Annotated in this window: 20 protein-coding genes; 13 read left to right on the plus strand and 7 right to left on the minus strand. The window is 62.2% G+C overall.

The window, feature by feature from the left end; translation table 11 throughout:
* Positions 1-104: 104 nt before the first annotated feature.
* The gene (locus VKT51_07510) at positions 105-464 is read right to left on the minus strand and encodes a hypothetical protein (protein ID HLJ83998.1); all 360 of its coding nucleotides are present in this window, start codon (positions 462-464) and stop codon (positions 105-107) included.
* Positions 465-518: 54 nt separating this feature from the next.
* Here VKT51_07510 and VKT51_07515 point away from each other — a divergent pair, with 54 nt between their 5' ends.
* Positions 519-671, plus strand: a complete 153-nt coding sequence (locus VKT51_07515; protein ID HLJ83999.1) for a hypothetical protein — start codon at positions 519-521, stop codon at positions 669-671.
* Complete coding sequence (locus tag VKT51_07520) at positions 672-1,457, plus strand: alpha/beta hydrolase (GenBank protein HLJ84000.1); 786 nt, start codon at positions 672-674, stop codon at positions 1,455-1,457.
* Here the strand turns inward: VKT51_07520 and VKT51_07525 are convergent.
* Positions 1,454-1,972 (minus strand): hypothetical protein, encoded by a 519-nt coding sequence (locus VKT51_07525; protein HLJ84001.1) that lies wholly within the window; start codon positions 1,970-1,972, stop codon positions 1,454-1,456. The two genes, VKT51_07520 and VKT51_07525, sit on opposite strands and share 4 nt — an antisense overlap.
* A 100-nt stretch (positions 1,973-2,072) precedes the next feature.
* Here VKT51_07525 and VKT51_07530 point away from each other — a divergent pair, with 100 nt between their 5' ends.
* The 5 genes from VKT51_07530 to VKT51_07550 all read left to right on the plus strand — a co-directional run bounded on the left by VKT51_07530 (position 2,073) and on the right by VKT51_07550 (position 5,991).
* Entirely contained in the window at positions 2,073-2,543 is a 471-nt protein-coding gene (locus VKT51_07530) for a plastocyanin/azurin family copper-binding protein (GenBank protein HLJ84002.1), read from the plus strand.
* Positions 2,540-3,688 carry a hypothetical protein gene (locus VKT51_07535; protein ID HLJ84003.1) on the plus strand — a complete coding sequence of 383 codons (1,149 nt, stop codon included), beginning with the start codon at positions 2,540-2,542 and terminating at the stop codon, positions 3,686-3,688. Before VKT51_07530 ends, VKT51_07535 begins: the two co-directional genes overlap by 4 nt.
* Positions 3,689-3,754: 66 nt before the next feature.
* Positions 3,755-4,498 carry a hypothetical protein gene (locus VKT51_07540; GenBank protein HLJ84004.1) on the plus strand — a complete coding sequence of 248 codons (744 nt, stop codon included), beginning with the start codon at positions 3,755-3,757 and terminating at the stop codon, positions 4,496-4,498.
* A gap of 24 nt (positions 4,499-4,522) precedes the next feature.
* Positions 4,523-5,281 carry a hypothetical protein gene (locus VKT51_07545; GenBank protein HLJ84005.1) on the plus strand — a complete coding sequence of 253 codons (759 nt, stop codon included), beginning with the start codon at positions 4,523-4,525 and terminating at the stop codon, positions 5,279-5,281.
* A complete protein-coding gene (locus tag VKT51_07550; GenBank protein ID HLJ84006.1) occupies positions 5,278-5,991 on the plus strand; it encodes a hypothetical protein in 714 nt (237 codons plus the stop codon). Before VKT51_07545 ends, VKT51_07550 begins: the two co-directional genes overlap by 4 nt.
* A 33-nt stretch (positions 5,992-6,024) precedes the next feature.
* Here the strand turns inward: VKT51_07550 and VKT51_07555 are convergent, their stop codons facing one another.
* From VKT51_07555 to VKT51_07565, 3 genes are read right to left on the minus strand one after another with little or no spacing between them, the layout of a single operon-like run.
* Positions 6,025-7,026 (minus strand): alpha/beta hydrolase-fold protein, encoded by a 1,002-nt coding sequence (locus VKT51_07555; protein ID HLJ84007.1) that lies wholly within the window; start codon positions 7,024-7,026, stop codon positions 6,025-6,027.
* A gap of 54 nt (positions 7,027-7,080) precedes the next feature.
* On the minus strand, positions 7,081-7,482 hold the full coding sequence (locus tag VKT51_07560) for a hypothetical protein (protein ID HLJ84008.1): 402 nt from the start codon (positions 7,480-7,482) through the stop codon (positions 7,081-7,083).
* A 25-nt stretch (positions 7,483-7,507) separates the two neighbouring features.
* On the minus strand, positions 7,508-7,909 hold the full coding sequence (locus VKT51_07565; protein ID HLJ84009.1) for a hypothetical protein: 402 nt from the start codon (positions 7,907-7,909) through the stop codon (positions 7,508-7,510).
* A gap of 143 nt (positions 7,910-8,052) precedes the next feature.
* Here VKT51_07565 and VKT51_07570 point away from each other — a divergent pair, with 143 nt between their 5' ends.
* From VKT51_07570 to VKT51_07585, 4 genes are all read left to right on the plus strand, one after another.
* Positions 8,053-9,195: a M20/M25/M40 family metallo-hydrolase gene (locus VKT51_07570; protein ID HLJ84010.1), complete on the plus strand. Its 1,143-nt coding sequence runs from the start codon at positions 8,053-8,055 to the stop codon at positions 9,193-9,195.
* 41 nt (positions 9,196-9,236) lie between these two features.
* Positions 9,237-9,965 (plus strand): rhomboid family intramembrane serine protease, encoded by a 729-nt coding sequence (locus VKT51_07575; GenBank protein ID HLJ84011.1) that lies wholly within the window; start codon positions 9,237-9,239, stop codon positions 9,963-9,965.
* 126 nt (positions 9,966-10,091) lie between these two features.
* Positions 10,092-11,549 carry a PLP-dependent aminotransferase family protein gene (locus VKT51_07580; GenBank protein HLJ84012.1) on the plus strand — a complete coding sequence of 486 codons (1,458 nt, stop codon included), beginning with the start codon at positions 10,092-10,094 and terminating at the stop codon, positions 11,547-11,549.
* 2 nt (positions 11,550-11,551) lie between these two features.
* Complete coding sequence (locus tag VKT51_07585) at positions 11,552-11,929, plus strand: hypothetical protein (GenBank protein HLJ84013.1); 378 nt, start codon at positions 11,552-11,554, stop codon at positions 11,927-11,929.
* A 14-nt stretch (positions 11,930-11,943) separates the two neighbouring features.
* Here the strand turns inward: VKT51_07585 and VKT51_07590 are convergent, their stop codons facing one another.
* Positions 11,944-12,903, minus strand: coding sequence for a DUF2249 domain-containing protein (locus tag VKT51_07590; protein HLJ84014.1), 960 nt, complete (start codon positions 12,901-12,903; stop codon positions 11,944-11,946).
* A gap of 355 nt (positions 12,904-13,258) precedes the next feature.
* On the opposite strand from VKT51_07590, the gene VKT51_07595 reads away from it, so the two are divergent.
* Positions 13,259-13,957 (plus strand): hypothetical protein, encoded by a 699-nt coding sequence (locus tag VKT51_07595; protein ID HLJ84015.1) that lies wholly within the window; start codon positions 13,259-13,261, stop codon positions 13,955-13,957.
* Positions 13,958-14,029: 72 nt separating this feature from the next.
* On the opposite strand, the gene VKT51_07600 is transcribed toward VKT51_07595, so the two are convergent.
* Positions 14,030-15,688 carry a peptide ABC transporter substrate-binding protein gene (locus VKT51_07600; GenBank protein HLJ84016.1) on the minus strand — a complete coding sequence of 553 codons (1,659 nt, stop codon included), beginning with the start codon at positions 15,686-15,688 and terminating at the stop codon, positions 14,030-14,032.
* Between the two features lie 201 nt (positions 15,689-15,889).
* Here VKT51_07600 and VKT51_07605 point away from each other — a divergent pair, with 201 nt between their 5' ends.
* Positions 15,890-19,201: a TonB-dependent receptor gene (locus tag VKT51_07605; GenBank protein ID HLJ84017.1), complete on the plus strand. Its 3,312-nt coding sequence runs from the start codon at positions 15,890-15,892 to the stop codon at positions 19,199-19,201.
* The last annotated feature ends 137 nt before the right edge of the window (positions 19,202-19,338 follow it).

Consider the following 19,338-nt stretch of genomic DNA (forward strand, 5'->3'; position numbering starts at 1 on the left):
CGCAAGACCCATTCGGATTGTTCATGCGGCGGCGTTCGTCGCCAAAACGCATGAAACCCGCGCGCCGGCGAGTTTCATGGAGTAACGGATGATGAAGCGGCGGTTTAGTCTTCGTCTTCGGAGATGACTTCGTTCGCGGGCACGCCGCGCATCGGATTGTTGGGGCAGCGGCGGCACGCGTATGCCGCAAGGTGGCGGAAGACGGGGCGGCTCACTTCGCGGCGCGCCGTGAGACGAAAGCGCGTATACGCATCATCGAATGCGGCTTCAGTTCCTCCGCTCTCGCCGTCGAAGAGATCGCGGGTGAAATGTTCGCAGCAGGCCGAGCACATCGAATCGGTCTTGAAGAGCGGGCACCGCATCTCCGATTCGCCGTGATCGCCGAAGCGATTCCAGGCATCGGACGTCGGTTTCGACCGGTCGTTCAACAGCGAGTGGATGAGCTTGTCTACCGCGTCTTGCATGGCATTACGACTGGCGCGGAAGTGTTTTTGTGACGCGTCGGAAAAACACTCGCTATGGCAGACGACCGGCGCTTCGTTGTGGGCCAACTAGCCGGTCCGGGAACGTACCGCTGTACCGCCTGCGCTCGTGAGCACGAGGAGTTCGCTCTGTCGTTCGAAATCGAAGCGTGCGAATGCGGGAACATCGCGTTCGATAGGATCGACTAGATGCTCGCAAACCCATACGAATGGCGGATCCGCGACAAAGGCAGTGGGCCTGCGATACTGCTCCTTCATGCATTTCCATATGACGGTCGCATGTGGGATGGACAGGCCGACGTGTTAGCCGCGTCACACCGCGTCCTCGTCCCCGACATGCCAGGTTTCGGAGGTGCCGCAGCATGGCCCGCGACGCCGCCGCACGTCGATGCGTGGGCGGCCGACCTGCTCTCGGGCCTCGGGAGGTTGGGGGTGACCAAGGCAATCGTGGCGGGCTGTTCGCTGGGAGGTTATCTCGCCTTTGCCCTGATGCGCGCCGCGCCAGACTTCTTGCAGGGTTTGGCTCTCGTCGATTCGCGCTCGATTCCCGATTCAAAGGATAGAAGAACCGCGCGGCTCGAGGACGCCGAGCGCATCATACGAGAAGGGCGCTCGTTCTTCATAGAACGCACGCGCCGGCCGCTCGATGAAGAGCTGTCAGCATACCCCGCGGCGCGTGCCTCGGCCGAAAAGATGTTGGCCGACGCATCAAGCGGCGGGCTCGCCGATGCGCTCGTCGCGCTTGCCACGCGCCCGGATTCTACGCCCCAACTCGCGTCGATCAAGGTGCCGGCTGTCGTCATGCGCGGCGTGAACGATCCGATTCTCGGGCGCGACGAGGCGGTCGGACTAGCGGCCGCCGTAGCCGGAGCGGTCTACGTCGAATTCGAAGGCGCCGGCCATATCCCCACGTTCCAGCGGCCGGACCAAGTGACCGCGGCACTCCTCGCTCTCGCCGCTCGCTGCGGATCCTAGTCCGCGGGTCGTTCGATGACGCCGTCTTTGTACGTCCACGGCATGTCTTCAGGCGAGGAATATTTCTCCCAGCCGGTCGTCCTGTGGCCGCCGAACGTCGCGAGGATGCGAACGGCTGCGGCAGCTTTGCCTTCGCCGAATCCCGGCAGCGCCAGAAATCGCCCGTAGAGTTCTTCCGCCTTCGTGATGCCCGTCCACACGCGCTCACCGCGATTGTCATACTCGTCGGCGATGACGCCGCAGAGTTTTTGCACGCGTTTCGCCATCATGCTTGGAAATCGATGTATCGCGGACTCTTCGCGAAACACTTTTTCGAGCGCCTCGGGTTTCATCAGCGAGATCTTGCGAGCATCGAGATGGCCGATCCGCTTCTGCAGCTCGTAAGGCCCGATCATGGCCTTTGCGGAGTGGACCTGTTGTTCGAGGCAGAGGCCGATCAAAAGTGCGGTCCCACTTTTTTCGAGCAGCTCATTGCCGTGATCGTGTTTTGTAAAGGGATACGCTTGCTTGCCCATCGCAGATCGTCTTTGCGACGCTAACCCGCACGACCCTTTCAAGCTTTGTCCAGGCGCGGGTTTTCACAATGAATTCAGTACGCGACCGTACCATCGCACCATGTACAAGGCGAGATTTGCCGCAGCGCTTCTGGCGGTGATCGCGGCGGCCGGTTGCACACCGGGCTCGGCCACCGGCGGATCCGGCGGCGGCGTCGCGCTCGGTGCGGTCATCATACACATCAGCTTATTGAATTTCGCTCCGCATGGATCGCAATACGGCATCGTCGCCGGCTATAGTCCGAATCCGCTGATCGTCTCCGTGGGCTCTACGGTGCAGTTCGTCAACGATGACAACTTCACGCACACGGCGTCGAGCGTTGGGCAGAGCGGCTTTCCCCCCGGCAATCCGCTCAACCAGCAGGCGCTGAACCAAAGCGGTACCGATCTCGGGCAATTGAAGTGGTCCTCGGGCGCGCTTGCCGGCGGAACGCCGTCGCAAGTCTTCACGGCAAGCGTCCCCGGCACATACTATTTCGGCTGCTATTTCCATTACCCCGAGCCTATGCGCGGCGTCATCATCGTCCAGTGAACGCACGCATCATAGTCGGCGCGACCGTACTTGCGGCAGTCGTCCTGGCGGCTTGTCGGCTTCCGGCTTCGGCCGTACCCATTTTTGCTGAACGCTACGGTTTCTCGTGCGCGCAGTGCCACACGGCGGTGCCGGACCTCAACGCGTTCGGCAACGCGTTTCGGAAAGCCGGCTTTCGTCTGCCGAAGGCGACGACACACCACGAGTTCCCCTTTGCGCTTCGCTTTCAGAACACGTGGACAAAAGATCTTCTCCCGTCGCAATCGCGACGCTTCAATAATCTGGCGGTGTTGATCAGCACGGCAAATTTCGGTCGAAACGATGAGTACTCGTATTTCGCCCGCTATCTTTTTGGCAGCCAGGGAGCCGCCGGAAGTCTGTTCTTCGCATTTGGTCAGCACGTCGACGATCAAGGCAGAACGGTGCGCTTGGGCCTCTACGATCTCGGCACCATCGTCCAAGCGACGCAGCGCAACGATACGATCACCGCTCCGCTCGCATATACGGAATCGGTGGGCCACAGCGCCGCCAACTTCACGACGCCGCGGCTGGGCGCGATGTTCGGAGAGCTCAACAAGCACGAAGACGTCGAACTTTCCATATCGTTCGACGAATACCACGGGGCCGCGTACGGCGCGCCCGCACCGCCCTCCGATCTTGCGCAATCGTTCGCAAAGCCCGAGCTATTCGGGACCGCCACGCTCCAGCTCGACCCTGCCCTCAGGCTGGGCGTGCTTGGCATGCTTGGCGACCGCGGCTTCACATCGCGAAGCACCGGCAACACGTACCAGGACGGTTACGGCCGGGAAGGCGTCCAGGCTGATTGGACATCCGATCGATGGGATCTCACCGCCCAGCAGCTCTGGGGCCGGGACGCGAATTCTGACGGCTTCGGTTCCGTCACCGGATTTAGCGGCGGCTTCCTCGATTTGAAGTACCGCCCGACCCGCAACTCCTATCTCGCCGTCCGCTACGACGCGGCTGCCAATCCATACGCGTCGCGCCAGCTCGACTTCTACGGCGCGGCCGCTCCGACCGAACATTCGAGGGTGGTCATTGAACTGGTGCGCTTCATCGACCGTCCCGGGGCCATCTCCGTCGAGTCCGCGCAGCTCCTCTTCGCGGTCCCATTCGTGAAGCGGTAACCGCCCCCCGACCGGCAAATAATTCGTCGGACGATTCGACCGATCCGACGAAAGGATTATCCCTCCATGTTTTCCGTCGCGCTCGCGGTCCTTTTGGCCGTCGGCAGTACTTCGGCGATTTTGGCTGACGCAAGCCCGGTGCCGGCAGCGACCGCGGCACCGGCAGCTGCGGCTACCGCCGCACCCGGACCGCTGCGAGAGATCGTGTACAAGATCGCGGAGTCGGATACCGCGCGCGGCACGGCGAGTGATTACGGCGGCACGGATACCGGGTCGAGCAGCGGTTGGGATGAGGGAAAGCTGACCGTCGACGTCCTCCAAGTGTTGAGCGGCGACATCCTCGCCGTGCGCGCATCCGAGGCCTGGAATTCTCTTGGCGGCAAACCATATTCCGCGGTCGGCTACGTCGCACCCGATGGAACGTTGAGCATCGTGTCCGGCACGTACAGCGTTGCGATGACGGCGGTCCTGCCGTACGTGGCCTCTGGTTTTGTCACCGCGCACGACATGACGGTCGGCACGAATTGGACGCTTACGAGCGACGCCGACAAGACGCACTACATGCATCACTTCGCGATCACGAAGATCAACGGAGCCGATGTGACGATCTCCGTCGACGCCACGATGACTAGCTCCGGCATGGGGATGTTCCCGACGACCGAAACCGATACGATCATCTATCGTCCGGGGCGGCTCGTGCCCATCTCTGGCGACATGACGACGAGAGTCAGAAGCTCGAACGGCACCGCGGATCAGACGGTGACGCATAACTTCCATTTCGAACGCATCAGCGATACGAAGGATCCGTAAGTCTTGGGCACAAGGAGGTTTGTCATGTTCCTCGCTGTTGTCGCTGCGCTCGCGATGTCCGGCGCAGCAGCCGCGCCGCCAGCGTCGGCCGCCGGCGGCCAGATTTCCCCGGCCACGCCGCTTCGCGAAGTCGTCTATAAAGTCTCGTACACGCGCCGGCTGGAGGTCTCGGGCGAGACCTATGGCGGGCAGATCCTAAATCCTATCAACAATGCAGCGGTGCAAGCGCCGGCGTTCAACGAGTCCAACAACAATGCAACCGACAGCGGAACGGTGACGGTCGACATCATGCAGATCAGCGATAATGCGCTCGGCATGCGAGTCTCCGAACGCTGGACCGGTTCAACGCCGTCGGGCACGTATCTCGGCAACGTCGCGTCCGATGGGTCGGTGAACTTCAACAACGGTCAGATGAACGAATGCACGCGTTCCATCTTGGAATACTTCGGCACCGATGTCATGGCGGGGCAGCCTGCGAACTCCGGCGTGGCCTGGTCGCGCGCGGCGAAGGGACAGGCCGCCGACGTCGTGACGACCTACTCGGTCGGCGACATAGTCGGTGCGATCGCCAACATCCACGAGCTAAGCACGGTGACGAGCAAGAGCGTGGCGGCGATCGACACAACCATCACGACGGACGTGCAATATAAGCCCGCGGTACTCGTGCCGGTCTCCGGCAAGGTCGTCTTGCACGCGAGAAGCTCCGGTGCATCGTCCGTGACCAACGTGACGACCGTCGCGAATTTCCAGCGCGTCTCCGACTCGCGCGACCCGTCTCCATGAGCGCTCGGGCCACATCGCCGGCGCTTTGCGCCGCCGCGTTCGCGGCGGCGCTCACATGCTGCGGGCTTCTGACGGACGAGCGTCCGGCAGGCGCCGCGACCGCGCCGGCTGGTCAGAGCGCAGCGCTTCGTGAAGTCGTGTTCGATGTCTCCTACGCCCGCAGTGTCGGCGGAGCGGAGACGACGGGGAGCCGCGACCACGGTACCGTGACCGTCGACGTTATGGCCGTGCGCAACAACGCCCTCGGCGTAAAGATAACTCAGCGCTGGACCCGGAACCCCACGGCGTTAGTCGCGCTCGGCACGATCGAACCCGCCGGACAACTCGACTTCGCGCCCGGCGCGTTGAGCGACGCGGCGGTGCAGCTTCTGCCGTTTTTCGCGCCCCTGTTCGCGCCGCAGACTCTCGGATCTGTCGGCGTAGCATGGACGGTGACCGAGCACAGGCCGCCGCTCGACGCGCGTACGCGATATGCCGTGACTGGGATACAAGGCATGGCGGTCACGATTAAGATCGTCCAGTCGATCTCGATCTCGGATGCGACGCACGCGCGCATCTCGGCAAGCGGCGCCGTTGTCTACGAGCCGCATCTGCTCGTGCCGCTCTCGGGCGATATCACACGCAAATTGACGGCGACCGTAGGCACCCCGGCCAAGACGATCACCCTGCAGCTGCATTTCGCCCGTTCGTCGGATACCCGCGAACCATAGAATCGGTGTAGACGGGACCTTTACGGTCCCGCCCTAGACGGCGATGGCGTTGGCGAGAATCGTCAGCGACCGGTCGTACCGGTAGACGACGCCCATGTGCCCGTCGTCGTACTCTTCGTGGATGTACGGCACGCCGATCGCATCGAAGCGTTTGCACATCATGCGCGCGCCCAGTTGAAGATTCCATTCGTCCCTGAGACCGGCATCTAGGAAGATCGCCTTCATCGAACGCAGCGCATCGGCATGCTGGGGCGCCATACGTATCGGATCGTTTTCAAGCCAGCGCGCCCAGACGTCGGCTCGAATTTCGCCGGTGGCCTCGTCGACCGGCAGATCGAATCCGTAGGGCGATGCGGGGTTCGGAGAGTAGCAGGCGGCCATCGCCAGCATCATCAGTATGATCGTGGTATCGTGCGGTTTCTTGGGCAGCGCTTCGAACGCCGCGAGAAAACCCGCTACGCCCCCGTGCTTTTCGAGTTGCATCACGAGCTTCGGAAAATCGGCGAGAAAGCAGTACTCCCAATAGCAGTCGCCCGAGTGCGATCCAAAAGCTCCGAACACATCGGGGTGGCGCATCGCCAGACGCATCGCGCCGTAGCCCCCGCTCGATTTGCCGGTCACGGCGCGATGATCGCGGCTCCGCAACGTGCGCAGTTGTTCATCCACGAATTGCACGAGTTCGTCGATGATGTAGGTTTCGTATTTCCCGACCGCGGAGGAGTTCAGGTATTGGCTTCCGCCGAGCTTCGTGAAGCAGTCGGGCATCACGACGATCGAAGGCGGCATCGCACCGCTTGCGATCAACCGGTCGAGCCGCTGGTCCATGGACTCGGCGAATGCGTCCGCGTTCAACAGCAAACGCCCGAACCCGGTATAGCCGGACAAGAAATAGATGACGGGGTAGGACTTGCCGTCCGTCTCGTAGCCGGCCGGCAGATAGCAGTAAAGATCGCGTTCGAACGGATCGCCGAGCGCGTTGTCACGCAGCGCAGCCGAGTTATGGCGAAATAATTTGACTTGACCGCGGCGTAGCATCGGCGAGCTCTCCTCGTGCGGTTGGATATCGCCGCACGATTATGCCTTAGGCCGTCAGTCGCCTTGCATCGCGCGCAATTGCTGCAAATAGGAGACGCTGATCGTGCGCTGATTGATGCCGCTCATCACGGGCGTCGCGCCGCGCATGTAGCGGATCAATCTCCGGTTCAACCAGCCCGGAACGTCGTTGGCGTGGAACCAACGCGTGCCGTTGGCACAGCCGACGATCAGACCGATCATCGCGCCGACGATCATGCTCTGCGCGAAGAACAAGTCCACGCGCGCGTAGTGCGCCGTTCCTACCACGAAATAGGGAAACGCGCCTATGAATAGACCTATGGCGCCGCCGAGGATCGACAGCGCCACGGATACGAAAAGCACGAAGAGGCCGTGAAGTCCCGGCACCTGCTTGAATCGATCGATCGTCGCGCGGCTGGGCGCGGGGCCTTCGTACAAGCAGCGCCTCCTCTCGTGGTCCGGCTCAGCCGCTGTTGTGCAGCGAGCGGACGAACTCTGCACCGATCTTATACTGCGCCGCGTCTGCGTCCGCACCCGAGCGAGTCGCGTTGCGATGATACTTGCGCAGCATGGTCATCCCCAGATTGACGGGATCCGGCGGCGGCGGCGCCAGTGCCGTGTGTCGCGCCCAAAATATTCCGATCACAAAACCAATGGCGATACCCGTCAGCTGCGCGACGACGTAGCGGCCGTCGCCGGCAGTGGGGTCGACGGCGTTCGTATACGAAAACGCGCCCGCCATCGCGCCAAGCATCGTCCCCACGACAAGCGACAGACCGAACGGCGCCGCGATTTGCAGCCACCGCAGTGATCCTGCAATTCTCAGATCGTCCGCCGTCGACGCGATTTCCACGCTCTTACTCATGTCCGATGTGCCCCCAACCCGCGCTTAAGATGTCATCCATATGTATCGGCCGCAGCGCCTTCCGTTACCCTCCGTCGCGCGGCCGATGTGACAATCCGCACAAGCGGAGGAGCACGACAGTCACCGCGGAAACTCGGGTTCATATGATGCAGCGCGAACGGATGGTCTCACACTTCCTGGACCTCGTCCAGATCGATAGCCAGTCTAAGCACGAGCGAGGCGTCGCCGATCGCCTCGTGCCCGAATTGCGCGACCTCGGCTGCGATGTGCGCATCGACGATGCCGGATCCTCCGTCGGTGCAGATGTCGGGAACGTCATCGCGCGCATGGCCGCCATCGCGCCGGATGCGCCGCCGATCCTCCTGTCCGCGCATATGGACACGGTGCCGCCAGGAAACGGCGTCAAACCGGTGCGCATGGCCGACCGCGTGCGGTCGGACGGTTCCACGATTTTGGGCGGCGACGACAAGTCGGGGGTCGCCGTGATCATGGAGGTCTTGCGCACGCTGAAAGAGCGCTCGATACCTCATGGCGAGATCGAGGTGGTCTTCAGCATCTGCGAAGAGATCGGGTTACTCGGCGCAAAGCAACTCGAGGTCGGATCGCTGCGCTCGAAGCGTGCGCTCGTCCTGGATTCAGCTCATGCGACGGTCTGCGTCACTCGGGCGCCGTCTGCCGACCGATTCGAATTCACCGTGCACGGCCTCGCAGCGCATGCCGGCGTCGCGCCCGAGACCGGCATCTCGGCCGTACGCGTGGCTGCGCAGGCGATCGCGGCGATGCCGCTTGGGCGCATCGATCCGCAGACCACGAGCAACGTCGTCATCGCGAGCGGCGGAAGCGCGACGAACGTCGTGCCCGATCTCTGTCTCGTGCGCGGCGAGGCGCGCTCCCTCGACGACGCCGCGCTCGACCGCACAACCGCCGCCATCCGGCGCTGCTTCCAAGATGCCGCCGCGGCCGCCACGGCAACGGTGGCAGGTGCGCTGCATCGCGCTTGGGTCGAGGAACGCTGCGAGCGCGAGTACGAGAGCATGAACGTGCCGGACGCGGCGCCTATCGTCCAGTCGTTGCTCGCCGCAGCAACGGCGGTCGGCGCAGACGTGAGCACGGCATCCATCGGCGGCGGCAGCGATTCGAATGTGTTCAATCGCCGCGGCATCGAATCCGTGAACTTCGGAACCGGGATGCGCGCGATCCATACGCTTGACGAATGGCTTGATCTCGAGGACTTCTACCGCTGCGCTGACGTCGTTTTCGAGTTCGTTCGCGCGCAAGCCGCGTGATGCGTCGAGCCGGCGGTCGATCGGTCAACGCAGGCTGACGCATGGCCACCTATAGACCTTCCTTTGGATATGGCGGCACGCCCGTGGTGTTCGCGATCCTGGCGGTTTTCGCGGCCGTCTTCTTGCTCGCGTTCGCCGGCCTCGGAGCGGCGTTCGTCCTTCAATTAGGATGGCTGCCGAATGACGCCTGGTTCTTGTCCGGACAATTGTGGCGGCCGTTCACATTCCCGTTCGTGCATCTCTCTTTAATCCCGGTTTTGTTTGACGGAATCGTCTTGTATTTCTTCGGCGGGTCGTTGGAGCGCGCGTGGGGCGGCTGGCGATTCGCCTTCTTCTTCTTCGCATCGGGGATCGTCGCTGGACTGATCATGATGGCGCTGAGCCCGTGGCTCGGCGTGCCCGTGATGATCGGCATGGTCGGCAGTTTTGTGGCGGTGGTCGTGGCCTTCGCGGCCCTCAATCCATATGCGACCGTCTATCTATACTTCTTCCCGCTGCAGGCTCGCTGGCTCGCGGCATTCGTCATCATTTGGGAATTCTTCGGGAACTACGGGCGCTACGGCAGCATCCCGTCTGCGGCAGCCGTCGTCGGCGGCGTATCGCTCTTCGCGTGGGCGTTCACGGTGTTTCGCCCGCGTCTGAGCGGCGTGGATTTCCGCGGCTCAAATCTGCGCGAGCGTTACGACAAGTGGCAGCAGCGTCGCCGAATGCGATCGTGGCAGCGGCGAGTCGGGCGGATCGACAAGCCGGAAGACCTTTTCAAGCGCTGACAACTAATTCTGCTTGACTTGCCCGTCACTTAGTAACTATAGTATGTAAGCATGCCTAAATTAGCAGAACAGTCGGCCTTAATCTTAATTAAAAGCGCCCCGTTAAAGAATAGCGGCCCTCTTTATATGCAGGTCGCGGATGCGATCGGCCTGCTCATCGCAGAAGGCGGTCTGCAGCGCGGCTCTGTTATGCCTCGCGTGCGAGACCTCGCCGAAGAGCTTAAGGTCAGCATCGTCACTGCTGCCCATGCGTATCGTGTGCTCGGCGAGCGCGGCCTGCTCGCGGGCAGGCCGGGCGTGGGGACGTTTGTGGCGGAGTTACCGCCGCGACCCGCCGATACTCCCCACCCGGACGCGCGAGCCCTCGCATGGCAAGACGGCTACATCCGGCCGCGAGCGCAGACGAATCTCTCGTTCATCTATCGCCTGCCCCCGGCTTGCGGCCACGCACAGTTCGCGTTTTTCAGCGTGCCGTCGTACGGCGGCGAAATGCTGGCGCCGTCGCGCCGCGCCATGCGTCGAATCGCGCTCGACTCGGAGTTCAGCACCGTTCACCCCACGGACACGCAAGGCGCGCCCGATCTTCGGGCCGCCATCGCGGCGCACATGTGTGACGAGGGCATCGAAGTCGGCGCGGATCGCGTCCTTGTCACCAACAGCTACGAAGAGACGCTCGTACTGGCGCTGCTCGCGTTCTGCAACGAAGGCGACGCAGTGGCCATGGAAGACCCGAATCAATTCTGCCTCGTCGACGCGGTCCGGCTTCGAAATCTCCGGATGATCGGCATTCCCATGGACGATAAGGGCATGCGCACCGACATACTCGAAGCGGCTGCCGCGCGCGAGCCCATCCGTCTCGTCGTCACCACGCCGCGCGCGCATAATCCCACCGGGCTCGAGATGCACCCCGCGCGCCGGCAGCATCTCATGGACCTAGCCGCTCGCCACAACTGGCTCGTCTTCGAGTGCGACCCCTTCGCGCCGCTCACGTACCGTGGAAAACCGCAGATGCCGCTGTACACCACGGACCGTGACGGCCGCGTGATCTATGCTCGCCCCGTTTCTCGTGGTCTTCTCATGAACATGGGCGCCACGCTCGCTACCGGGCGCGTGCTTGAACAGCTTATCCAGGCGAAGGACGTCATCGATCGCGGCTCCGATGTTTTCTTGCAGCTCGTGTTGCGCCGCCTGTTCGAGGCAGGCTCCATCGCGCGCCAGGATCTGCAGATGCGGCGCCAGTGGGCGGATCAACTGACTGCGTTGCTCGGCGCGCTCGAGCGCAACATGCCGCACGCTGTGCGATGGACGCGTCCGCGCGCAGGCGGTGCGGTCTGGGTGACCATGCCCGAAGGCTGCTCTGGCGATGCATTGCTCGTTCGCGCGCTGGAAAAGGACATATCGTTCATTCCTGGCCGGGCTTTCTCGGTGAACGACCGGCATGAGCGCTCGTTCCGTCTCGCCATCGGGTCGCTGACGCCGGCGCAGATCATGGAAGGCATCAAGCGGCTCGGTGCGATCACGTCTGTCTACGTGAATGAAGCCGCGCGCGGGCGCGTGCGCTCTCCCGTCTCAAAGGTCTCGTGACCTTGCGCGGGTACCGCGCAAGACCCGCCGCTTGGTGGTGGATCACGGCGCTCGCGGCCGTGATCTTCTTCTATCTCGCCACGAGCAACGCGGTCTACGACCTCACCTCGCCGGCCGGCCTTGATTTTCACGTCGTGCTCCGCAAGGCATACAGCGTCATCGCGTTCGGGGTGATCGGTTACTGCGCAGCGCGAGCCTCTCGAGCCGGCGCCTCATCTCCGGCTGCGTGGCAGGTCGGCTTGTGGGTCGCCGCGTTCAGCCTCGCAATCGAGATCGCGCAGGCTCTCACTCCGCCGCCGGAAGGGCTATTTTCAAACGCACTCGATGTCGCGTGCGGTTTTGCCGGGGGCTGGCTCGGCGCGCTCTTCGTGCGGCGTTAGCCGTATATCGCCGGCTATTTCGTGGTTTTTACGACGTCGTCCAATTTTGCGCGGTCGAGACGGACGACGCGCCCGCGCCGCAACTCAATCGCACCAAGATCCTCGAGGTGCGAAAGCGCCCGGCTGCCCATGTCGCGGACGGTGCCCACACGAGCGGCAAGGTCCGACTGTGTGATGCGCTCTACACCGCCGACACCGCGCGCCATGCCTTCGTCGGGTGACGCGTAGTCCAAGAGAACGCGCGCAATTCTTGTCAACACGCGCCCGAACGCGAGATTTCCGGCGGCACCCGACAAGCGACGTTGGCGCTGCGCAAAAAAGCGCGCGCAGCCGGCGGCAGCCTCGGGACTGCGCTGGAGCAGTTGCCGTACGAACGTGGCCGGAAGTTCGACCGTGTCCACATCGCCGCGAGCGATGACCGTGACCTCCGCAGTGCCTTCGTCGAAGACCGCCGCTTCGTTGAACATCGAGCACGGCGAGACGTCGTAGAGCACGATCTCGCGGTCTTCGTCGGTCGCGCGCGTGACTTCCACGATGCCGCGGCGCACGATGCCGAGTTCTGCCCAATTCGTGCCTTCCGCGACGATCACCATACGGTCGTGATACGTGCGCTCCTTGGCGACGCGGTCGATCTCTCGCAGCAGATCCTTCGGCACGTTGCGGAACATCGTGCAGCGGCGTAGAAATGCGACGCGCGGGGCGTCGCCCGTGACGGACGGGTCGGGCAAGCGCGTGATGCGAGCGATCCAGCGGCCGTCGCCCTGATTGCGGACATCCCATAGCGTGATGCCGCTGCGCTCGGATTCAACCGATGCGCGCAGCGCCTTGGGCTCGTGATCGTTGATGAATTCGACGAATTGGCCGGCGGCCAGCTTGTCGAACGACGCCAGCATACGGTCGTGCCGTTCCCATGTAGGGAACTGACGCAGATCAACCCGTTCGACAGGTTCGGACGAAGTCGTGTTTCCCGCCATCAGCGTTGACGCGTTTCGTAGTGCGGCCGCCTATTCCTCGCCGCAGGTCGGCCCCGGCATATCCACCCAGCGCTCGACCGTCGACAAATGCGAATCTAGGCCGGCCGCGAATCCTACGCGACGATGATTTCTAAACGTATCGGGCTCTGCATTCAAAGACGACGAAACCGGGTCACGCGTAACGAGACCTCATACGGCCGGACAAGTACCTCAAACAGTTCGTGTGCGTGAAAGGAAAGTCGTGACGACCTTCGTGTCGCGTATCACGGCGCCGTCGAACGTGCGATGAAAACGGCATGAGGAGCGAACTATCGAGGGGGCATCGGCCGTTATATACATCGAAGGAATCATCGCCGTGAAGAAACCGCCCCTCGCTCGCCTGGCCGCCGCGGTCGCGGGCGCCGCCGTTCTCGTGGTCCTCGCCGTCGGCGGCGGCGCGGGGTTCGCCGCGTCGTCTTCGTCGCCTGACGAATCGACCAAAAGCATCATCGACTTGATCATGCACAAGAATTCCGGTCTCAATTCATATCAGGCGCACGCGGTCTTGGATGTACGTCAATTGAATTTCCCGTGGCTGCACCCGGTGCTCGAAGGCACCGAGTACTACGGCCAGCCGGGTTTCACCGAACTCGATTTCCCTCACACGCCTTCGTACTTAAAGGGAATCACGAAAGTCGAAGGCACCGTTCTCTCTGCGCCGCGCTGGGAGCACTGTTACAACATCACGATTTCGACGCTGCCGGAGGCATATGTGCTGCACATGGTGCCGAAAATAAACGGTGAAGTCTCAACCGTCGACGTGACGGTAGGACGCTCCGACGGTCAGCTGCAGCGCTTCGACTGGTACTATCACGACAGCGATGACCACATCTCGCTCGTGCAGTATTACGGAACCGTGTACGGATACAGCGTCGTACAATCGCAGAGCTCGCAGATCACGCGCCACCACATCCACGCGGTCGGGCAGGCGACGTTCAGCGATTTCCAGTTCAACGTGCCGGTGCCGACGCCGACCCCGACGCCGTCAAACCCGCTGCACCAGTGCGATAACTGATGATCTAACCAAACTGTAGGGCGGACGTTTATCGTCCGGCGGCGGACCGTTAAGTTCCGCCCTACAGTTTGGTTAGATCGACCAATCCCACGGGTTCCACCACGGCGATCCGACGTGGCTCGGGTGGTAGCCCGTGAAATCGGAGTTGGCTATCGTTATGTATCGTTCAAACCACAAGAAGATCACGGGCACCTGATCCGCGAGCCGATCTTGCACGATAGCGTACTGCGCTTTGCGCACGGCCGGATCGTTCGACGTCAGCGCGATGTGCTCGGCAGTCTCGAGCTGCGGATCGCAGATACCATACACGTTCCAGCCGTTCGGCGGTTGGTTGTGGCACCCCCACAACACGTAGTCATCCGGGTCCGACCCGTTGCCCCAGCTCTCCACGATCGCATCGAATTTACCCGACTGCTCGATGCCGCCTTCGGTGGCCGGGGCGTAAAGAAGATCTGAGGGAAAGTCTTTTATCTCGACGTCCACGCCGACGTCGCGCCATTCGCGCTGCACAACCTCTTGGGTGGCGGTAAGCGTCGCGGATCCCGTATAGCCCGACATCACGAGCAAGAGCGGCTGGCCGTTCTTGCGGCGGATACCGTCGGGACCTGGCACCCAACCTGCCGCATCCAACAATGCGCGAGCCCGCGCCGGGTCAAAGTCATACTTCGGAACCGACGGATTGTAGGCCCATAAGAATGGGGGCTGATCGGAATCAGCCGCGATGTTGACGCCGTGTGTGATCTTCGAGATCAAGTCGGCTTTGTTTGTCGCATACGCGAGCGCGCGGCGCACGCGCACGTCATCGAGCGGCGGATGCGACGCGTTGAACCCGATGTCGCCGAAACGCGTGAAAGCGGTCGCGTAGATCTTCGTGCCGGGGATACCGGTCAAGCTCGGCATCTGCGCTTCGGAGGCGCGATAATAGACATCGATCTCGTGCGTCTTGATCTGCGTGAGCAGCGTGTTGTCGCTCGGCACGATGTGGTATTCGATCTCGCGCAGTCTCGGGGGGCCTCCGAAATAAAGCGGGTTGGCGACGAGCTTGACTTCGACGTCCTTCTCGTATGACACGACCTTGAACGGTCCCGTGCCGATCGGATGGTTGTTGAAGTCCGCCCGATTGAGGTCGGGCAATCCGGCGAGCAGGTGTTTGGGAAGGATGCAGAACGAAGTGCTCGACACCGCAAAGAACACGCGCACGAACGGCGCATACGGCTTCGCCAAGTGGACGACGATCGTATATTTGTCGGGTTCATCGATCTTGCTGACCAACTCGTATCCGGCGCGCGTCACCACGATGTTCTTGCGGTTCATGACGGTCTGAAAGGTGAAAAGGACGTCGTCCGCGTTGAACGGCGCGCCGTCTTGCCACTTCACGCCATGGTGGAGATGGTACGTGATCACGAGGCCGTCGCGGCTGATTCCGCCGTTGGCCAGTGACGGCACTTCGGTCGCGAGGTCAGGAACTAGCTCGCTCTTGTCGTTGACCCTGAGGAGAAAGCTCGCCCATAACATGCCGAGATCCGTGTCGATGGCTTGCGTGCCGATGAGGAGATTCAAGTTGTCGGGCACGAGACGCGAGCCGATGCGCAGAACGCCTGGATGTGTCCATTCGTGGACGCCGCCGAGCGACGCCCCGCTGTGCAGCGACGGGGTCACGCGAGTGCAGCCCGCGACAGAACCGCTCAACGCGAGCAGCGCCGAAAGAAATGCCGCGATTCGAACGCTCAAATGAGGTTCTCCATCGGTCGCGTCTTCGCAGGACGCAGTACAACCCCGAATCTATTCGGAACGCAATCGGTTTGCTCCCGTACGAAGATGCGCGTCGCTTATTGACGAACCCACGGCATCACGGTACGATTGCCGCAGTCGCCGAGTCCGTCTCGCTGGCGACATTCGGTATTTTCTTCGATAGAACGAGAGGGTCTGCTGATGTCGGTCAACGTCCTTGGGCGCGTTGTCGCTTCACTCATCGTCGCAGGTCTCTGTCTGAGCGGCGCTGCGATCGCCGGCACCACAGGCGGTATTTCCGGACACGTCGCGGACGCAAGCGGCGCGCCGATAGCAAACGCGAAGATATCGGTCTCAGCGCCGTCGCAATCGGCGGCCGGCACGAGCGATGCGCGCGGTTTCTTCTCGGTCTTGGCCCTCACGCCTGACACCTACACGGTGACGGCCACGAAAGACGGTTACGACACCACGCAAGTAGCCGGAATAACCGTGCAAGCGGATCAGACTTCCACCGTCGCGGTCACGATGCGGCCTACCATCAAGGTGCTGACGACCGTGACCTCCACCGCCACGGCCGGCGTCGTGTCAAAATCGGTCACGGGAGATCTCTACGCGGTCAGCGCCAGCGCGGTGAATCGCTATCAGGGCTCTGCCGGCGGCGCCGAGACGTTGTACAGTCAGAACGGCGTCGTCGGATCGTTGCCGGGCGTCGTGCGCTCGATCGGCGGCGGCGGCGGCTACGGCGGTAACGGCAGCTTGAGCATACGCGGCGGATCAAACGATCAGATCGGTTTCGAACTCGAAGGCATTCCATTGAACCGCGGCTTCGACTCCGCGAACGCCACGTCGTTCGTCACGAACGGACTTTCCAGTCTCGAAGTCTATACCGGCGGTGCCCCCGCCGATTCCGGCCGTTCTATGGCCGGCTATATCAATGAAGTGATGCGTCGCGGAACGTATCCGGGCGGCGGCGACCTCACGCTCGTCGCCGGCGCGCCAACGTACAATCACACGATGCAGGCCGATCTGTACGGCGCGTCGCCCGATCGCAAGTTCAGCTACTACGTCTCCGAACTGGCGGTCAACGCCGATTACAATTTCGCGAACCGCGAGAACCTCGACAACCATGTGATCAACGTCGCGGCGAACGATCCCGGCTGCTTGGCGTTCAACACGCTCATGGGTCCCAATGTGCAATCCGAGATACCCACGCCGTTTCTCTCGTGCGGCAGCGCGCATAATCTCAACGTGCCCATCTCACAAGAGGTCTGGCAAGAGTTCGGAAACATCTCAGCGGCCGAGCGGGATACCGTCATCAATCTCCACTACGGCATCCTGCACAACGGCATGACCGACGATCTGCAAGCGCTCTGGGTCGGCGGCACGACCGGCAATCCGTACCCGTATTCGGGCGCGCATCTCGACCCCGCGCTCTACGCGCAAGGCCAGGGCGGCTCAGTCGTCAACGGTCAGCTGCAGTGGGTGTTCGGCACGCCTTACGTGGGCCCGAACAACGCTCCGTACGATCCGACGAAGCTCGGCACATACACCTGGCCCACCGCCGGCAACTCGATCGGCACGATCCCATCCAATTACGTCGACAGCCAGTCCACGCAATCCGGAATTGAGAAGGTCAGCTACACGCGTGCGTTGAGCTCATCGTCCTTCGCGCGGTTCTACGCGTACGCGTTATATTCGGCGTGGAACTTCGATCAAGCCACGAACGGCTTCGTGGGCGATTCGTTCTATCAATTGCACGACAACGCGACCGGCTATACGCTCAACTACCAAAATCAGTTGACGCAAGCGCACCTCTTGCGCTTCGACATTGACTACAGCAAGGATCTCTCGCTGCGCTACAACTATGCGCCGAATTTTCTCCAGGAGAACTTCTGGGCTGGCTGCGGCCTGTCGCTGACCGATCCCAATCTCCACACGTGCGCGCCGGGCGACCCGAACAACGTCGTCATGAAAGGCACACCGTTCGCGTACTGGAACGCGCTGCCGGAGATCAACACGGACGCGGCTTTGGCGGATTCGTGGAAGCCGAGCGATCGCTGGCTCTTCGACATCGGCGCGCGTTTGGATCGGTTCGAAGTCGGCCTCACGCCGTTGCAGATCCTCGGACCGAACGGCATCGCCGAGCAGTCGCAGAACCTCGCGGGCAACTGCCTGCACGGTTATGCCTACGGCCCGACCGAACCGTGCTTTGCATACCTCACGGACCAAGTGAATACGCTCGGTAATCTCGGTCCGTCCGCGCTCCCGGGCGCGGGCCATTGGACGAACGTCTCCGGAGACTTGAACTTCAACGAGTTCAGCCCGCGTTTCGGCGCCACGTTCACAGCCTCGCCGCGCGACGTCCTTCGCTTCTCGGTCGGCCGCTATGTCGAGCCGCCCGCGACAGCGTACGAAGAGTACATCGGCGCGCCTCAGTTCGGACCGCAAGACACCGTTTCGGTGCTGAACAATTTCTATGACGGTCTCGGGTTCACCGCAGTGCACAACGTCCAGCCGCAAGACAGCACGAACTACGATTTCTCGCTGGAGCACGCATTCGATCAAGGCTGGTCGGCAAAGGTCACGCCGTACCTGCGCGTGACGCGTGGTCAGATCCTCAACCTGCCCGTCGTTCCGACGAACCCGACGTTCGTCACGGGGTACAACTTTGGCGCTGCCCGCATCCGTGGTTCCGAGTTCTTGCTGCGCAAGGACCGCCAAACCTCAAACGGCTTGTCGGCTGTGCTGGCGGCGACGTACACGGACTCGAAAATCCGCTACGAGCGCGCGCTCGGCGGTCAGAACTTCATCGACGTCATCAACGCATCCATCGCTGCGTATAACACGCAGTACAACACGCACTACGCCTCGCTCGATCCCAATGGGTACTACTCGCCGTCTTTGACCCAATCGCCGGGTTCAACTACCCCGTCCTACGACGTCCGCTTCACCGTGAACCTCAACCTGGATTATCGCGTGGGAGGTTGGGACATCACGCCGACGTTCAACTATCAGTCCGGCAACCCGTACGGCGACTCGCTGAATTTCCCCGACGTGCATTGCTACGGGTCTGCTAATCCGAATGCGCCGGCCATCCCGACGCCCGGCTGCATACCGCAGCTGGCGGGGAACGAGATGTTAGGTCCGCTGGCCAACGGGCCCGACCCGTATACCAACGCCTTTGACGCGCCCGGGTCGCTCGTCGGGCCGTCGTGGCTGACCATGAACATCGGCGTCTCGCACGACATCGCGCAGAACATCAAGGCGAGCATGCTCGTCACCAACGTGTTCACGGTCGTGCACAACCACGGCTATCCGTGGGAATATCCGTCGAGCGCGCAAGTTCTCGCGTATGGCGACAACAACTTCTACAACAGTCCGCTCGGATACAGCGGTTCGACGGGTAACGCCACGTCGAGCCTCGGTTACCTGGGCGACAACTACTATGCGTACGGTCCGCAGTCGCTGAACAACGCGCCGGAATTCGTGTTCAGCATCTCAACAAAACTCTAGGCTGTTGGGCGGACCTTTATGGTCCGCCTCGCATTCGTGTAGGGCGGACCTTTATGGTCCGCCTCGCATTCGTGTAGGGCGGACCTTTATGGTCCGCCTCGCATTCGTGTAGGGCGGACCTTTATGGTCCGCCTCGC

Source organism: Candidatus Eremiobacteraceae bacterium, assembly GCA_035295225.1.
Classification (GTDB): domain Bacteria; phylum Vulcanimicrobiota; class Vulcanimicrobiia; order Eremiobacterales; family Eremiobacteraceae; genus JABCYQ01.